At 45.2% G+C, this 15,107-nt stretch carries 20 protein-coding genes; 10 read left to right on the top strand and 10 right to left on the bottom strand.

Annotation, left to right across the window (positions count from 1 at the left end; translation table 11 throughout):
- Positions 1-12 precede the first annotated feature (12 nt).
- Both GACE_RS09455 and GACE_RS09450 read right to left on the bottom strand, forming a co-directional pair.
- Positions 13-246, bottom strand: a complete 234-nt coding sequence (locus GACE_RS09455) for a type II toxin-antitoxin system HicA family toxin (protein ID WP_048093007.1) — start codon at positions 244-246, stop codon at positions 13-15.
- Positions 218-439: a type II toxin-antitoxin system HicB family antitoxin gene (locus GACE_RS09450; protein ID WP_048093006.1), complete on the bottom strand. Its 222-nt coding sequence runs from the start codon at positions 437-439 to the stop codon at positions 218-220. Before GACE_RS09450 ends, GACE_RS09455 begins: the two co-directional genes overlap by 29 nt.
- Before the next feature lie 260 nt (positions 440-699).
- Here GACE_RS09450 and GACE_RS09445 point away from each other — a divergent pair, with 260 nt between their 5' ends.
- The 7 genes from GACE_RS09445 (at position 700) to GACE_RS09420 (ending at position 6,407) form a co-directional block, all read left to right on the top strand.
- The gene (locus GACE_RS09445) at positions 700-1,488 is read left to right on the top strand and encodes a hypothetical protein (RefSeq protein WP_048093003.1); all 789 of its coding nucleotides are present in this window, start codon (positions 700-702) and stop codon (positions 1,486-1,488) included.
- A 40-nt stretch (positions 1,489-1,528) separates the two neighbouring features.
- Positions 1,529-3,286, top strand: a complete 1,758-nt coding sequence (locus GACE_RS09440) for a prenyltransferase/squalene oxidase repeat-containing protein (RefSeq protein ID WP_148305960.1) — start codon at positions 1,529-1,531, stop codon at positions 3,284-3,286.
- The gene (locus GACE_RS09435; protein ID WP_048092999.1) at positions 3,286-3,705 is read left to right on the top strand and encodes a hypothetical protein; all 420 of its coding nucleotides are present in this window, start codon (positions 3,286-3,288) and stop codon (positions 3,703-3,705) included. Before GACE_RS09440 ends, GACE_RS09435 begins: the two co-directional genes overlap by 1 nt.
- A gap of 173 nt (positions 3,706-3,878) precedes the next feature.
- Positions 3,879-4,043, top strand: coding sequence for a hypothetical protein (locus GACE_RS11730; protein WP_158413830.1), 165 nt, complete (start codon positions 3,879-3,881; stop codon positions 4,041-4,043).
- A 122-nt stretch (positions 4,044-4,165) separates the two neighbouring features.
- Positions 4,166-4,357, top strand: a complete 192-nt coding sequence (locus GACE_RS09430; protein ID WP_048092997.1) for a hypothetical protein — start codon at positions 4,166-4,168, stop codon at positions 4,355-4,357.
- Positions 4,358-4,497: 140 nt separating this feature from the next.
- Positions 4,498-4,890 (top strand): hypothetical protein, encoded by a 393-nt coding sequence (locus GACE_RS09425; protein WP_048092995.1) that lies wholly within the window; start codon positions 4,498-4,500, stop codon positions 4,888-4,890.
- A 521-nt stretch (positions 4,891-5,411) separates the two neighbouring features.
- Positions 5,412-6,407 carry a hypothetical protein gene (locus tag GACE_RS09420; protein ID WP_148305959.1) on the top strand — a complete coding sequence of 332 codons (996 nt, stop codon included), beginning with the start codon at positions 5,412-5,414 and terminating at the stop codon, positions 6,405-6,407.
- Positions 6,408-6,424: 17 nt separating this feature from the next.
- Here the strand turns inward: GACE_RS09420 and GACE_RS09415 are convergent, their stop codons facing one another.
- Genes GACE_RS09415 through GACE_RS09390 form a run of 6 tightly spaced genes read right to left on the bottom strand, consistent with a single transcriptional unit; the run spans position 6,425 to position 11,180 of the window.
- On the bottom strand, positions 6,425-7,567 hold the full coding sequence (locus GACE_RS09415) for a cofactor-independent phosphoglycerate mutase (RefSeq protein ID WP_048092991.1): 1,143 nt from the start codon (positions 7,565-7,567) through the stop codon (positions 6,425-6,427).
- Positions 7,568-7,570: 3 nt separating this feature from the next.
- Positions 7,571-8,251, bottom strand: a complete 681-nt coding sequence (locus GACE_RS09410; protein ID WP_048092989.1) for a TIGR00153 family protein — start codon at positions 8,249-8,251, stop codon at positions 7,571-7,573.
- Positions 8,248-9,255, bottom strand: coding sequence for an inorganic phosphate transporter (locus GACE_RS09405; RefSeq protein ID WP_048092987.1), 1,008 nt, complete (start codon positions 9,253-9,255; stop codon positions 8,248-8,250). Before GACE_RS09405 ends, GACE_RS09410 begins: the two co-directional genes overlap by 4 nt.
- Positions 9,252-9,641, bottom strand: coding sequence for an acyl-CoA thioesterase (locus GACE_RS09400; protein WP_048092984.1), 390 nt, complete (start codon positions 9,639-9,641; stop codon positions 9,252-9,254). The genes GACE_RS09405 and GACE_RS09400 overlap by 4 nt, the downstream gene beginning before the upstream one ends.
- Entirely contained in the window at positions 9,638-10,471 is an 834-nt protein-coding gene (locus GACE_RS09395) for a ribose-phosphate diphosphokinase (RefSeq protein WP_048092983.1), read from the bottom strand. The genes GACE_RS09400 and GACE_RS09395 overlap by 4 nt, the downstream gene beginning before the upstream one ends.
- Positions 10,472-10,505: 34 nt before the next feature.
- Positions 10,506-11,180 (bottom strand): HisA/HisF family protein, encoded by a 675-nt coding sequence (locus GACE_RS09390; protein WP_048092982.1) that lies wholly within the window; start codon positions 11,178-11,180, stop codon positions 10,506-10,508.
- 47 nt (positions 11,181-11,227) lie between these two features.
- Between GACE_RS09390 and GACE_RS09385 the strand changes: the two genes are divergently transcribed.
- Complete coding sequence (locus GACE_RS09385; protein WP_048092981.1) at positions 11,228-11,932, top strand: (5-formylfuran-3-yl)methyl phosphate synthase; 705 nt, start codon at positions 11,228-11,230, stop codon at positions 11,930-11,932.
- On the opposite strand, the gene GACE_RS09380 is transcribed toward GACE_RS09385, so the two are convergent.
- A complete protein-coding gene (locus tag GACE_RS09380) occupies positions 11,913-13,094 on the bottom strand; it encodes a potassium channel family protein (RefSeq protein ID WP_052400270.1) in 1,182 nt (393 codons plus the stop codon). The genes GACE_RS09385 and GACE_RS09380 overlap by 20 nt on opposite strands.
- A 366-nt stretch (positions 13,095-13,460) precedes the next feature.
- Here GACE_RS09380 and GACE_RS09375 point away from each other — a divergent pair, with 366 nt between their 5' ends.
- Positions 13,461-13,769, top strand: a complete 309-nt coding sequence (locus GACE_RS09375; RefSeq protein ID WP_048092977.1) for a transcriptional regulator — start codon at positions 13,461-13,463, stop codon at positions 13,767-13,769.
- Positions 13,753-14,307 (top strand): CDP-alcohol phosphatidyltransferase family protein, encoded by a 555-nt coding sequence (locus GACE_RS09370; RefSeq protein WP_048092975.1) that lies wholly within the window; start codon positions 13,753-13,755, stop codon positions 14,305-14,307. The genes GACE_RS09375 and GACE_RS09370 overlap by 17 nt, the downstream gene beginning before the upstream one ends.
- Here GACE_RS09370 and GACE_RS09365 read toward each other — a convergent pair.
- Positions 14,295-15,101 carry a DMT family transporter gene (locus GACE_RS09365; protein ID WP_048092974.1) on the bottom strand — a complete coding sequence of 269 codons (807 nt, stop codon included), beginning with the start codon at positions 15,099-15,101 and terminating at the stop codon, positions 14,295-14,297. The genes GACE_RS09370 and GACE_RS09365 overlap by 13 nt on opposite strands.
- Between the last annotated feature and the right edge of the window lie 6 nt (positions 15,102-15,107).

The following is a 15,107-nucleotide window of genomic DNA, read 5'->3' as shown; positions in this document are numbered from 1 at the left end:
GAATGTAAATTTCTACTTTAAACTTCTGATGAACTCCTCTTTCTCGATTTCTGCCAGCTTCAGGATTCCCAGGAGCGTTCCGGGCCTGAGCTCATCATGCAGTGGGACAACAGTGGTAATCTTCCTTCCACCGGCGTACTTAACTAAGGATACATGGCTACCTCTCTGCCTGCTGACTCTGAAGCCAAATTTTCTGGTGAGAACTTTAATGACATCTTCACCCGACAATCTCGGCAATTTCGACATTCAGCACACCTACGACATCCCTTCTTTCAAGCTCCTCCCTGATTTCCGGCATTTCCTCCAGATATAGCTCCACAGCCTCCTTTATGTTTTCAACTGCCTCCTCTATCGTCTTGCCCTGCGTCGTAACGCCTGTGAAGACTTCTGTGATGATGTACCACTCCTCTTCTCTCCAGACAATTACACTGAGTTTCATATTGATAATATTGGCTCTGTAGTTTATAAATCCTGTTTCCGGAATTAGAACGTTGCTGGGGCATGAGCTGAGATCGCAATCATTTACGGGGGTGGTGGATCTATTAGAAAATGAAGTCTACATTACTTGTCTGGTATTCTAAATAAACTTTCTGACCATGTTTTGAGAAAATAAAATTGTAAAAATAATTCTGAAAATATGGTCAGAATTGTTATATGTCAGTATGATGTAATACTGCTATGTAGGTATGAGGTGATGCGATGAAAAGGGCATTTGCAGTATTGCTGGTATTGGTGATTGTGGGAAGCATAATAAGTCCAGTGATGGCTGCAGAAATGACCAGTGCTGGGGATCTTGACTCTCTGATATCGAAATACAATGGAACAGGGAAAGAGTACATCAAAAAAGTCGGTCCGGGCAAATATGTTGTAAAAATTGACGAAAACAGCAAAATAAGAAATAAAATTTTGAAGGATATTTCAGAATATCTTAAAAACAAAGCTACTAAAGACTTAGAAAATCTCAAGAAAAAAGGGATTCAGGTACCTTCACCAGGAGAAAGAAATTCCAAAACTTCTGGATCGATTGTGTCCCCAAATTCCATAAGGGGCACGTGCATACTGGATACCTCCAGGGACATTGTAACGTGTGCCGGATGGGATGATCAGTGGGAATACTGGAATGGTGGTTATGTTGAGGGACAGACTTATTTTGTGGCAAAGTGCGACCCCATATATACTAGCTGCGATCTGAAAGGCTGGTCCTCAGGAACGTGGTATGGAAGCGGCAATGCGGATGAGATAAAGCTAATTACAGAAGTTACAATCAGCGGATTTTTCGTGACAATATCATGGCCTCCATCATTTACACAATACAGCAACACCGGAACTTTTGAAGACACGTTTAACGATGTTTCAAGTGCGATGCACAGCTACGCAAACCTCCATGCAGAAGACTGGCTGGGCATCACTGGTATGCGCCAGCGAGACGATGCAAACGTCAGAATAGGGAATAATGCGATACATGTCATTTCGGAAGTTTATTTTTAAATTTTTACAAATTTTATAAATCTTCAAGAGGTGAAAAGTTGTGAACAAAAAATCTGTATTGCTTGTTTCTCTCCTACTGTTTTTAACAGTTATGGGGATTAAGGTGAATTTGAACTCAGAAAAGGAATCTGGCAGCAAGTTTTCAAATCATGATTTCTTTGAAAGCAACTGGACAGAAAACACTCTCAGGCTTATAAGAGCATCAAGAACTGTGGATGGTGGTTACGCAGGATTCAATACTAAACCAGAACTGTATTCTACGTACTATTTTGTAATGATTTCAGATTTCATTGGTTTGGAGCCACTATACAGGCAGGAAACTGTAGAACATTTGGAGAGGGAACTTGAAAAGTTCGACACATCAAAAAATACACTTGAAGACCTCTACTATATCTCCAAATCTCTGTATTATCTCGACAAAGCAAGGTCTTATGAGCACAGGAATAAAATAATGGGTCTGCTGAGTTCATACCAGGTGGAAAGTGGAGGTTTTGCAAATGCTGTTGGGGGTGTTCCAACCGGATTTGCCAATCTTGCAGCCTCTGAGTTAATGGGCTTGTATCAAATCCCATCTGAAAAATTTTACGAATACATGTATAGTAAATACTTGAATGATAGTTATATGAGAGACTTATTCCACCTTGAAGAAGTTATCGTCTCTCTCCACAACATAGGAGTGGATGTGAAAAGATTGCCAAATATTGACCAGAGAAAAGACTATCTAAACGAGGTTAAAAAAGAAATTCTTTCCCTAAAAGAGCTGAAAAAATCAGGAAATCTGGCGTATGTACTTGCGTATTTAAATGTTGCAAGTATATTAAATGAGTCTCCAGGAATACCAGATGAAGTGATTAGATATATAATCTCCCAACAAAACAGGGATGGAGGTTTCGGTTTTGATTTTAGTCCTGTTTCTAACGAATTTGGAACGTATGCGGCTCTTAAAATTATCGTGGAATCAGGTTATGAAATCCCAAATAGGGAAAAAATAGCCAAGCTCGTGACACTTCATGAATTGCCTACAGGAGGATACACGCCGATCGTAAGAGGTCTGGCTGCAGCAAAATACACGTATTATGCGGTAAGCATCCTTAAGGATTTAAATGAATCCTACGACAAATCTGTGGAGACTTTTTTTGAGCATAGATTCTGGGAAGCTGTCGAAGACCTGAAATCTGGAAGGTACAATTTTGATTTCTACCCAAGCATTGCAGGATTAACTCTTCTGGGGAAGGCTGTGGAGAGAGACGTTGTTATCGATGCATGTATGCCGTATGTCGAGATGTTTGCAAGTGGAGAACTTGACAATCTTCAGGTGTTTTATGAGTGCATGACAGCTCTCAAATTAGTAAATACAACTCTGAAAGGTGATACAAGGGATAAAATAATATACAGAATTTATGGGTTCGAAAGGGACGGATACTTTTGCATGGAAAAAGATTGCAACATCGTGGAAGCTCAAAAAGAGACAATGGAATTCATAGAGGTGCTGAAATACCTGAACACCGAGCCGAAAAACAAAGAGAGCTTGGTGGAGTGGCTAAAATCACAGCAAAATAGCGATGGCGGATTCGGATTGGACAACAAGTCGAACATTCTAAGCACGTATTTTGTTGTGAAGAGTCTCAAAATATTGGGTGAAACTCCAGAAAATCCCGATGGAGTTCTTGAATTTCTGGAAAGGTGTAAGCGAAAAGTTGGTGGGTTCAGTTTTACGGCAGAAGACGAAAAACCAACGATTATCACCACATACTATGGGGTGAAGACGGCAAGGCTAATTGAAGGTGGTGTAACTTGATGTTTGCAAAATCCTTCCAGACATTGACTAAAAACAACAGTTTGATTCTTGTTCAGCAGTATCAACATCTCTTCCGAGGATGGTATGACTTCTATGAAAGCCCTGTACACAGTAAATTTGACGATCAAGATTCCTGGGGACTTAAATCAATAGCATACAACGCTCCTATCATATCTATATCCGATCCAAAACAAGCAGTGAAAGACCTTGCTAGCTATTCAAGACAATATCGAGACGATTTGGATGCACTTATAAAAATCGATCCGGATACAGGTACACCATACATTATGCCGGAGGACATGGATCAAGTGAAACAAATAACCCAGGATCTTGTGAGAAAGACCGCAGGATACGTGAAAGGACTCATCGAGTATTACAACGAGAATGCTTACAGCACTCCTTCGGGGGTAAATAAATGAGCAAGAGAATTAAAATCATATTCTCCTTTCTTTTTTTAATTTTCTTCATAGGATTTCTCTTTTCAGGATTTACTCTGGCTTTCGTAAACCTGCCTGCCGAATATTGATATAAGATCACCTTTTACGGGAGAGAAAAACCAAAAAATGTTACACTTATTCTACCAATCCCGTATATGGATGGAAAACCTGTGATAAGTCAATCTTCCAATACGAATGTTTCCATAATCGATACATCTTATGGAAAAATGCTGAAAGTTGAGCTGAAGGAAGTAGATTTATTTCCCGTAGTTATCTCCGTCACAAGTGGCAAAACAATAGACATTATGGAGCCAATATAACACTTTCCCCACTGCTTGAAAAAGAATTTATTTCAAGAACCGAAAATGAAGAGGAGTTATCAGAAAAATACAAGATTAATGTTCCGGTCTACGCAGAATTCGAAGGCAATTCGACAATATTTGTGGAATTCTCTGTCCATTCTGGTTTCAAAGCTCTGCCTTTCTTTTTCATCTACACGATTCCATGGGAACCGAGATATGGGTGGAAAGCATATACTGGGGGAAAAACCTTAGAATTCAAGATAGAAAAGAAAGGCTGGCAGGTGGTTGATGGTGAGGAAAGAATCAGAATGGTCTATCAGAGGATGTGGTAGTATGAAAACTTGCGATGCTTGGAGCGGAGATCAGGGCAAAATAACAGACTTCTACGTGCTGATAGGGTGACCTTATGCCGAAATTAACTTTCAAATTTTTTAAAATTTTTATTTCATCGTTTTTAACTTCGTTGGTGTTTATGAACTATCTGATCTACATAGTATTTACAAAATTGTCTTTTTACGAATTCAGAGGTTTGCTTGCAGTAATCTCACTAATCGGTTTGATTTTTCTGAGCATGGAGGTGGAAAATAAGAAATCTGCCATACCTTTTGCATTTTCTCTTCTGGCTTATGTATTCTTGATATCAACCTACAGAATATATCCAGACATTTTCCCAACTCACGACAGCTTTGCTGTAATCGAATACGCTCTATTATCGGGTTTAATAATCTGTGCTTCGATTTTTCTCTACAGCAATATCGAGGTCGGAAAACAAGCTGTTATTGGATTTTCAGTTTTTGTACTGCTCTATTCTGCTTTAACACTGATACCTCAGCTTATGACGTGCTTTTCACTGAGCACCATTTAATCAGAGAGAGCCTGCTCTTATTTTACGGATTGTTTCAATTAATAGCTACAATTTTTGGATTGTTTTTTGTTAGTGTGTGGATTGTAGGGTGTATGGGTGATGTATGTGGTAAAGGTGGAAAAGAGAGAGTTGGATGCCCTTGAAGCTCTAATTTCGGATGTGGGGGTTATACGATGAAGAGAGCTTTGGTAGTGCTGCTGGCTCTGTTGTTGTTGAGAGTAGTTGGGGCCAGCATAGTGGCAGCAACAAAACTGCAAGATGTAACTCCCTCTCAGTATTGGACTGGTACGGTTATGACTCCTGCAATTATTGGGGCAGTGGGGGTAGTTGTTCTATGGTCTATGGGACAGTCTCAGCCTCATGCTCCACCATTTATGGCTGCTACATTGACGTAGAATGGCGTGCATCGTGCTATGAAGGGTGATAGCAGTGGTGGGAAAGAAGGTAGCGCTATCCCTTGTTACATTATTTTTTGTTGTGATTGCAATCGTCCACCGGCCCCTCCTGAGCTGATCCAGCTAATGAAATCGGAGTGGCCTGTTGTGGGCCTTGAAAAGGTGAATGCGACCGCCTACCTTATGGTTTCAATGAAGTCCTTTCTGGTGGAAGATGATGACAGCATATCGGTCAACTGGGGAGAGGGCAGGCTCAGCACTTTCGAGCTCATCCCCCAAGATTCGGGCATGAATGTGCTCTGGAATTACACGCTTGAAGGTTACCGGATTTTCTCATACCCTTGCGTATCGAATGGACACGTATATGTGGCTGTAACCGGTAGCCCGAATGTTCACGAACACTCTGAGCTGATTGAAATAACTCCTGATGGCAGAATCAGAGAAATCGCCGAGCTGGAAGAGTTTGTTCTTAAGGTGGCCAGAATGAGTGATGGCACTCTCATTCTAACGGGCTTTGATGTGAAAACCGGAACGGGAAAGGTTGTGCTGATTAAGGGTACAAAGAAGATTTTTGAGAGAAGCATGGGTAACAGGGTTCTCGGCAGCCTCGTCCACGACCTGGATGGAGATGGGGCGGAAGATTTCATTGTTGCAGGCGTGGTTTTTGAAAATCACACGAAAAGCATCATTTCTGTGTTTCTGAACAGATCCGGCAGCTTTGTCGAAGACGGAAGGTTTGAGCTGCTGAACGAGAACATCTGGGGGATAATTCTGGCGAAGTTTGAAGGAGAAGAAGCCATACTTCTGTACGGTCCAAAGAGCATATATCTGCTGGATCTCAGTGATGCAAGCGTTGCGAAGCTCTACGAGGCGAAAGAGGGGTATTATCTTACTCCCGTAGAGGTGGACGACAGTGATGGCGATGGACAAGATGAAGTTTTTGCTGTAATTCACAACGAAACCGGGAACTTTTTCACCGGGCTTGAATACGTGAACGGCAGGATGCAGGAGAAGATAGAATTCCCATTAAACGCTAAAGCCTTCTCGATACTGTCCTTGGGCAGCAGAAGCTTCCTGCTCGGATCGAGTGATGGACTGTATCTTCTCAGACTACCAGAATGAAAAATGGTGTTTTAGCTTCAAATCCCCATCAAAAGCTCCATGAGCCTGAGCCCGTCAACCCTTCCCAGCTTCCCTTTTCTGCATTCCTTCTCCGTGAACCTGCTGACACCATCTCTTTTACCGTCCTTGATCACAAACGGCACCTCCTCGGCGACGTGGGTTCTCAGCTTCACCGGTGTTGGATGATCTGGGATGAGCATTATCTTCGTCTCATCCAGATCCAGCCTGTCCAGCAGGTATCCAACAATCTTCTCGTCGTACATCAGTATCGCCTCGACCTTCTTCTCAGCCTCACCTTCATGCCCGACCTCGTCTATGCCCTCGGTATGGAGCACGACAACGTCATGGCTCTTTAGGGCTTTGAGCGTAGCCCTGGCGAGCCCCCTGTAGTTGGTGTCCATGTAGGCTGTAGCTCCAGCCACCTCTATGACGTCCATGTCCATCGCCTTTCCCACACCCCTGAGCAAGTCAACCTCGCTGATCATCGCCCCTCTCAGGCCGTACTTCTCAGCGAATTTCGGAAATTCTGGCCTTTTTCCTCCGCTCCACGGCCATATCATGTTCGCTCTGCTCTCAATTTCTGCAAGAACTTCCACGCTCCACTCCATCAGCTCGTTCAGCAGCTTGGCCAAAGAACCGTTTGCTGGCAGATATTTCTCGAACCTCTCCCCCATAATGTCGTGGGGCGGATACGTCCTCGGGATTTCGTCAAATTCACTGTGAAGCGAGAGAATCCCTCTGAAGCTTACGCCGTGGTGGAAGCTTACGAAGTCATAACTGCAGGCTTTGTTGAGTGCCTCGAAAGCCCTTCTTGCCTCCTCATTGCCAATCCTGTTCCCGCTGTAGTCCACCATCACGCCCTTCTCCACGTACACCAGATTGCACCTGAAGAATATCCTGCCCTCAACGCCCATCGCCATTGCTTCTATTGGGCCTCTGCCGGTGTAGTATCTTCTGGGATCCACCCCGAGTATCGTCATGTTGGCTATGTCGCTCCCCGGCTCGAAGCCATCCGGGATTGTCTCCGCCACTCCGCAGATGCCCTCTTTTGCAAGATAGTTCATGTTCTCAGGATCGGCATAGTCCAAGGGCGTTTTATTCCCGAGTTCCTCGACTTCCCAGTCCGCGAGTCCATCAGGAATGAGGATGAGATGCTTCATCTGCTACCTCCCCAGGATCATGGTTCTGAACGTGTTGGCGGCCCTCGCAGTGCTGTTTGCGATCTCCCCCAGCTTAACAACAATCTCGTTCAGAAGTATGAGGTCGAGAACATTCTCCGATTTAGAATTGAAAATTTTTCTGTGCAGCTTGATCTGTATTTTGTCACATCTGTGCTCAAGCTCCTCTATTACCGGGACATGATCGAGAGCTTCATTTATCTCTTTTTTGGAGAACGATGACTCAATGAGACCTTTGAAGTGCTCTACAAGTTTTTCATACTCATTCACAGTCTCCCTCACCCGGGAAAGAAGTTCGAACAGCAACTCCCAGATTTCCTCATTGGCAGAGATTATCTTGTATGAGATCATGTGGGTTACATGTTCGCAGTTATCGATGATCTGATCCTGCATTTTCAGAAAATTCAGCAGATCCTGCCTGTCGACAGGCATCAACAGTGATTTGGTAACATTCGCCCGGATCTCCTGCTTAATCAGGTCAGCCTGATACTCCATGCTGTCTATCTCTTTTTCAAGTTCTCTCACCCTATCACATTCACCATCCTTACTGAACCTGAACTGCTCCATGAGTTTTTCAACCGCCCTGTCACAGAGTTCAGCATGCCTGTGAAGGTCTTCGAATGGCGAATACCCAAACACGTCTGCAACACTTCTAACAAACTTCATACAAGCACCACCATCAGGGTGTAAAACACTATCGCCAGACCTGCTGCCACAGGAACAGTAAGCAACCAGGATGCTATAATTCTTTTCACCACTGAAAGGTCGATGCTTGCGATACCTCCTGCAAGACCCACACCTATGACACTCCCCACAAGAGTGTGTGTTGTCGATATGGGCATGCCGAGTGTGGATGCCATTATGACTGTGGTGGCAGTTGCGAATTCCGCCGAAAACCCTCTTGTGTATGTGAGCTCGGTAATTCTCTCTCCTACTGTCATTATCACCCTGTATCCCCATGTAGCAATTCCGATGGTTATTCCAATACCTCCGAGCATCAGTATCCAAGCTGGAGTTTCTGTGCCGAGGTAACCCATGGCGGCAGCCATTGGACCTGTGGCGTTGGCAACGTCGTTGCTTCCATGTGCAAAAGCCATGTAACCGGCCGTAATAACCTGAAGATACCTGAAAACATGTTCCACAGACTCATTGCGGAATCTTGAAAGAAGAGAGATTTTTATTATCGTGAAGAGCAGAAAGGCGATCACTGCGCCCGCAATTGGAGATACAATCCAGCTGAGTACGATCCTATAGAGAGCGCCCCACTGTATGTCCTCAAGCCTTATGTAATCCTGGCTTACCGCAGCGAGTCCAAAGCCAACCATCGCCCCCACAATCGAGTGCGTGGTGGAAACAGGGAGCCGGTAGTATGTTGCCACTGTTATCCATATACTCGCCGCCAGAATGGCTGAAAGGGCGCCGATAACAACAAGATTGCTATCGAGGGCTTCAATGGGGACTATGCCCTTTGCTATTGTATGCGTAACTCTTTTTCCATACAGAAACGCTCCAAGAAACTCAAGAATACCGGCCATTATTATGATCTGTCTGAGCGTTAATGCTTTACTTCCGTATGATGTCGCCATGGAGTTTGCAGCGTCGTTTGCACCGATATTCCAGGCCATGTAAAGGCCAACGGCTATTGTAAGCCAGATAAACACATCTGTCATGGGCTCACCTTCTCCGCCTCAAGAACTTTTTTAACGCCATCCGGAATGGGTATTTTCTTATTTTCTTTCAGATCCACCCATACCTGAATCGTTCTGGCTCTGAGAACCTCCCGTCCGGTTTTCTTTTCTCTTATCGTGTATACAAATTCCCAGCTCGTGTTACCAATCTCGCCCACACCCATTTCGACCACAGCAGTTTCTCCAAGAAACATTGGAGAAATGAAGTCGATTTCAATGCGTCTCAGCACAAAGGTGGGCTCCACCTTTCCAAACCTCTCTCTGAAAAATTTCACTCTCGCAGTCTCAAGAAATCTCGCAAAAACTGCGTTGTTAACGTGCCCGTAGGCATCAAGGTCCCCGAACCAGATCTCAATCTCGAACTTCAATCCAGTATCACCTCTGAGATCAGTTCCGCTGCACTTAGCTTACTTATCTGCCTCTCCACAGTATCAGTCGAAATGACCTCAGAGATTCCGGCGGAATACAGCTTGTTCAGAGCGTTTGAGGCAAGAACTGCATGCACACAGGCAGCTTCGATGCCTTCAGCATTTCCCGCAAGCTGTTTTGCTGCAGTAACCATCGTGCCTCCCGTGGAGATGATATCATCAACTATCACGACCTTCCTGCCCCCGACATCCAGATTTTTTGGCTGTATCACAACATTTTCCGCATCAATCCTCGTTTTTTCGAGATAATCAAAATCACAGCCTGCAACCTGTGCAGCAACCCTAACCCTTGAGAGAGAACCCTTATCCGGTGAGAGCATAATAACATCTCTTTCCCTGTAATGCTCCCCAATCAGAGGCATGGCATCGACCTCAACAAGCTTCCTGAAGTGATTTTTTGCCTCGCTGCTGTGGATGTTGACCGTTATTACCCTCTCGGCATAACCCTCAATCAGCCTTGCAATCGCCCTTATGCTGACAGCCTCACCCTCAAGAAACGCCCTGTCCTGTCTGGCATAACCCATGTACGGGATTACTGCGATGATCTCCTTCTCAGAGAGAGCTTCGAAAATCAGAAGAAGATAAACCAGATCCTCATTTGAATTTATGCTGTTCACGACCACATATCTGTCATCGGATGCATCGTTTACCCTGACGTAGAGTTCCCCATCAGGAAACTTTCTGTACGTTGTGTCGGCGATATCAATTTTTGCAGCCTCAGACAGCCTCTTTGCAAGCAATGGAGAAGATGGGCCTGCAATGAGTTTCATATCCTTCCGTACATTCAAGGAGTTAAGTTTTTTTCTATAATTTCCCCACTCTCAAAACCTCGACATCTATCGTGCCCCTGTGTATCGCTGTAGCAAGCAGCACACCGCTGATGCCCATATCCCTTGCAATCTCCAGGTCTTCATAGCTGGAAATGCCACCTCCTGTCAGCACATCATGATCTGAAATCCTGAGTGCCTCCTCAACTACGGAAAAATCGAACTTCATGGTCCCCACACTGTGAATGGGCAGAACGAGAACCCCTGAGAGCCTGAAGGAGTTGAGGTACTCAAGCACCTCTTCGACATTCCGGAATTTTCCGCTTCTGTCGAGCAGCCTGGATTTTATGTCGATGCTCACGATGTAGTTGCCATCTTCAAGCTCCATGAGATCAAAAGTTTCTGTACCAATGACCGGAGTGAATGGCAGGTCTCTTGCCTCATCTAAGGTCCGGTATCCCAGATCAGCAATCAGCTTAACGGACATGTCAGAAATTCCCGAAATTATGTCCGAGTTGTCCCCTTTGCTTTCAATTCTGTCGAGATCCGCCACATAGACATTTCTGGGCCTCAAAATCTCAAGAATCTCCAAAGGATCGCTCGTGTTTACGGCACGGCTAACTTTCCCGACCTCGACATATTCATCCCTTCTGCCCGCCTTGCCTGCAACTGCCCTACCATTTTTGATGTCCATCACGAAGTAAATGTCCATGGAAAATTTTCAACATCTATATATACTGCTTTATCCCATGTGTTGCGATGAAGGTGCTCGTATCACCCATGAATCTCGAAGAGGCGTTGGAATCTCTAAAGGGCGGAGCAGACATAATAGACGTGAAAAACCCGGCTGAGGGGTCTCTCGGGGCGAATTTTCCGTGGGTTATCAGAAGTGTTAAGGGTCTGGTCGAAGAACACGGAAAGCTTCTGAGCGCCACCGTGGGAGATCTCGATTTCAAGCCAGGAACTGCAAGCCTTGCGGCTCTGGGGGCGGCAGTTGCTGGGGCAGATTACATAAAGGTTGGACTTTATGGAGTTAGAAGTTCAGAGCAGGTTTACGAGATGATGGAGAAGGTCGTAAAGGCCGTTAAGGATTACAACCCCTCGGCATACGTTGTTGCGGCAGCATACGCTGATCACTCGAGAGTGGGATCGGTTTCACCTCTTGCAATTGCTGAGCCTGCATCCAATGCTGGATGCGATGGAATAATGGTCGATACGGCAATAAAGGACGGAAAAAACCTGTTTGAGTTCATGACCAGAGAAGATCTGGAGAAATTCATCGACTCTGCGAGGGATGGGGGAATGTTCTGTGCGCTTGCAGGGACGCTTTCCTGGGAACACATAGACATTCTGAAGGACCTTCGCCCCGATATAATCGGTGTCAGAACAATGGTGTGTGAGAGCGGAAGAAACTCAAAGATAAAAAGCGAACTCGTGTCAAAGCTCATGCAGGCAGTGAGATAGAGCAGAGTTGCGTGAGTGCCTTTTCTCCTTCTTTTGGACCCTTTACAAAGAGCAGGTCTCCCGCCTCAATTTTTGTTGATGCTCTTGGCTTCGTTATCCATCTGTTGCCTCTTTTAATTGCAAGCACGTGCATTCCAGTGTTGGTTTCAACTCTTGCCTCTCCGAGGGTCTTTCCATCAAGCTCGCAGCCTTTAAGAACCTCAACAACCGCTATAATCTCATCACTTTCAAGCATTGCGGTTTTGAAAATCGGGTGTATTTCAAGCTGATTGACGACAATTCCGGCGATATCCTTTGCGGCATCTGCAATAACCTCCGAAGAGTATGCAATTTCTATGAGGGACATCAGAATCTTTATTTCGTCATCACCTTCTGCATTTTTCGCTGCCTGAAGGGTCCACTTCAGTAATTCCATCTTCAGATTGTCTATCTTCTCTTCAAGATAGTACACCTCCTGAGCTATGTCCTCATTGTAGAAGATTATGGACGAGTACCCCAGATCCACAGACAGTTCGGAGAGATCCTTTATCTCGATCAGAATGCTCACGGTTTTTTCGAGACGCTTATCCTTGATTTCAGAGCTTTCCATGTGAATCTCCTTGTTGCTTGCAAGTCTGAAAAAGTCCTTAACTCCTGAAATGTCGCCTCTTGCAAAAAGCACATCTCCTCTCCTTATTTTCACATCTCTGTCCGGGTCAAATATCCAGTCAAACCCCCTTTTTATGGCTATCACTTTCATGCCGGTAATGCTGTGAAGCCGTATTTCTCCGAGTGTTCTGTCTGCTATTTCCGAGTCCTCGGAGACCACAGCCCTGACGAGGGTTTCCTCGCTTTCCAGAAGGATTTCGTTGACCATTTCCTTGGGTAGCTTGAAACCCCTCAAAACCAGAGTAGCAATATCACCTGCAGATTCACCGATTTTCTGTGCGGCTGAAGCTATGTGCAGGACAGACGAAACCAGTTCTGCCTCCTCTGCCCTTCTCCCTGCAAGAATTGAAACTACCCTGAGCTGTCTGATCAGATCACTTATTTTTCCTTCGAGATCAAGAACCTCCTCGGCAATATCTTCGTTATCGAACAGAATAGCGGAATATGCCAGGTCAACCATCAGCTCGGTGGTGTCTTTAATTTCTACAAGCAACTCCTTTACGGTTTTGGGCATTTGGGAATAACTTGATTCTGGATTTATTTAAGCTTTTGCATGGCTCTGGCCATATTCAGGAGTACGGGCAGAAAAATTGAGAAGACGGAATTCTAATTTTCAATTGGGGCAGCACTGTCCACAGGTTCAGATTTGCCACTCCACTGATCGAGTCCCATCCCCATGCAAGCTGCACCGTTGTCTGTGGTTTAATTACGCCCAAACACATCGTCAAATCCTGTTTGATACGGGGTGCTGCAATGCAATGGATGGTCTGAAATCTTCTGCAAAAGGCAAACATGCAAGATTTAAGCGTATCCTGTTTTTTTCACCTCAACAGGATAAAATTGATAAAATCTTAAATATTATCGGCGTTTAATTCCAGTGATGAAAACACCATGCGAACTCTATGCCTCAAAGATAGTCCCTGCAATCAGAGGAGAGCTTGCGAGAGAACTCGTGGGGCGAGGACACAAAAAGAAAGACGTGGCAAAAATGCTGGGAATCACCGTTTCGGCGGTAAGCCAGTACGTTCACAGAAAAAGGGGGGTGGCTGAAAACGAGTACATCAAGAGCAAGATAAAGGAAATTGCCGATGCTATCGAGGAAGGCACGATGACCGAAGAGGAGAAGTCCTCCTTGCTGTGCGAGATTTGCAGCATATTCAGAAGGGAGGTTGATGTTAAGCAGATATAAAGCTGGTCTGACCCCGAAGCTTGGCTTTTTAACAGGACGGTTAAGCACTCTCGGCATTCGTCCAAATCACCTTTCTGTACTGGGTTTCCTGTTCGGCATCACATCAGCATTGCTGCTGGTTTATGGCATGCGTTTTCCCGGTGTGTTCTTTTTGATACTGAGCGGTTTAATGGACGCTCTCGATGGAGCCCTTGCAAGAAACGAAAATCTCAAGACAGAGTTCGGTGGATTTCTGGATTCCGTTCTCGACAGATATGTCGATATCGCCATCATTATTGGGGCAGGAGTTTACTCCGGACACATTTTGCTCGCCACGATAGCCATGGCAGGGGCGCTGCTCGTGAGTTACACCAGAGCGAGGGCCGAGGCGATAATAGAAAAATGCGATGTTGGAATTGCGGAAAGAGGTGAGAGGACTATAATACTGATTATCGGCCTTCTAACGGGATACGTTTACCATGCTCTCCTCCTGATAGCCATTCTTGCCCACATAACCGCAGTTCAGAGGATATACCACACCTATTCTCATAGCAGATAATAGCTTTCGATTCCCAGTATTATGAGCAGCGAACCCATTACGATGTTTCTGCTGACCTTCTCAATGTTTCTGAAAACCAGACCAGTAAGGATAAGTGTGAAAAGTGGATAAACACTGAGAAACGGCTCAACAACACTCACGGGGTAGCTTATCAGCGCCCTGTATCTCAGATAGTGCCCCGCACCCACAAAAATTCCCGCCAGAATGAAGTACCTCTCCCCGCCCTTCCGTTCAAACCTGAAAACGGAAGGCAGGATTGCGGTGGATGCCACATATCCAACTGCGCTCCCAAAAACAGGGTCCGGACGTATTTGCATTCCGTATTTCACGACACCCGAAGACAGAGCGGTGATGAATCCTGTAAGAACTGCAAGAACAATGCCTCTTCGATCCCTGACTCCTGCCGGAGAGGATATGAGCCAGATCCCCATGAATATCAGTGCGGACATCATGAATACCTTGAATGTGATGTTCTCTCCCAGCATTATGCCTATGAGCGAGGCAAAGAAGACCCTGGTGGCAGAAAGGCTGCCCGCACTGTTGGCCCCAATCCTGCTGATGGCATTGTAAAACGCCACCCTTGCTATGAAAAAGTGCAGTAAGCCCGCTACAACCATAACTCCGATAAAAAGCCAGTTAAAAACAACTCTGTTGTACGAGAGGATCGTAAAGATTACTGAGGTCGTGAGAAGGCTTATGAATGCCCCGTAGTTTGCGTCACCATAAGAGACTCCTTTCTTTATGCAGATCTGATGAAGGCTGAAAAGCAGAGCGATCAAAATCAGATCAATCATTCTCCA

This window comes from Geoglobus acetivorans, assembly GCF_000789255.1.
GTDB classification, from domain to species: Archaea; Halobacteriota; Archaeoglobi; order Archaeoglobales; family Archaeoglobaceae; genus Geoglobus; species Geoglobus acetivorans_B.
This window is presented reverse-complemented; position numbering and strand designations above follow the sequence as displayed.

Coding starts and splice junctions, on each gene's coding strand:
- GACE_RS09410 (WP_048092989.1), bottom strand. CDS start 8,251: ATGAAGTTTGTTAGAAGTGTTGCAGACGTGTTTGGGTATTCGCCATTC.
- GACE_RS09390 (WP_048092982.1), bottom strand. CDS start 11,180: ATGGACATTTACTTCGTGATGGACATCAAAAATGGTAGGGCAGTTGCA.
- GACE_RS09425 (WP_048092995.1), top strand. CDS start 4,498: ATGAACTATCTGATCTACATAGTATTTACAAAATTGTCTTTTTACGAA.
- GACE_RS09365 (WP_048092974.1), bottom strand. CDS start 15,101: ATGATTGATCTGATTTTGATCGCTCTGCTTTTCAGCCTTCATCAGATC.
- GACE_RS09435 (WP_048092999.1), top strand. CDS start 3,286: ATGTTTGCAAAATCCTTCCAGACATTGACTAAAAACAACAGTTTGATT.
- GACE_RS11730 (WP_158413830.1), top strand. CDS start 3,879: ATGGATGGAAAACCTGTGATAAGTCAATCTTCCAATACGAATGTTTCC.
- GACE_RS09375 (WP_048092977.1), top strand. CDS start 13,461: ATGAAAACACCATGCGAACTCTATGCCTCAAAGATAGTCCCTGCAATC.
- GACE_RS09395 (WP_048092983.1), bottom strand. CDS start 10,471: ATGAAACTCATTGCAGGCCCATCTTCTCCATTGCTTGCAAAGAGGCTG.
- GACE_RS09405 (WP_048092987.1), bottom strand. CDS start 9,255: ATGACAGATGTGTTTATCTGGCTTACAATAGCCGTTGGCCTTTACATG.
- GACE_RS09415 (WP_048092991.1), bottom strand. CDS start 7,567: ATGAAGCATCTCATCCTCATTCCTGATGGACTCGCGGACTGGGAAGTC.
- GACE_RS09445 (WP_048093003.1), top strand. CDS start 700: ATGAAAAGGGCATTTGCAGTATTGCTGGTATTGGTGATTGTGGGAAGC.
- GACE_RS09420 (WP_148305959.1), top strand. CDS start 5,412: ATGAAATCGGAGTGGCCTGTTGTGGGCCTTGAAAAGGTGAATGCGACC.
- GACE_RS09370 (WP_048092975.1), top strand. CDS start 13,753: ATGTTAAGCAGATATAAAGCTGGTCTGACCCCGAAGCTTGGCTTTTTA.
- GACE_RS09385 (WP_048092981.1), top strand. CDS start 11,228: ATGAAGGTGCTCGTATCACCCATGAATCTCGAAGAGGCGTTGGAATCT.
- GACE_RS09455 (WP_048093007.1), bottom strand. CDS start 246: ATGTCGAAATTGCCGAGATTGTCGGGTGAAGATGTCATTAAAGTTCTC.
- GACE_RS09380 (WP_052400270.1), bottom strand. CDS start 13,094: ATGCCCAAAACCGTAAAGGAGTTGCTTGTAGAAATTAAAGACACCACC.
- GACE_RS09450 (WP_048093006.1), bottom strand. CDS start 439: ATGAAACTCAGTGTAATTGTCTGGAGAGAAGAGGAGTGGTACATCATC.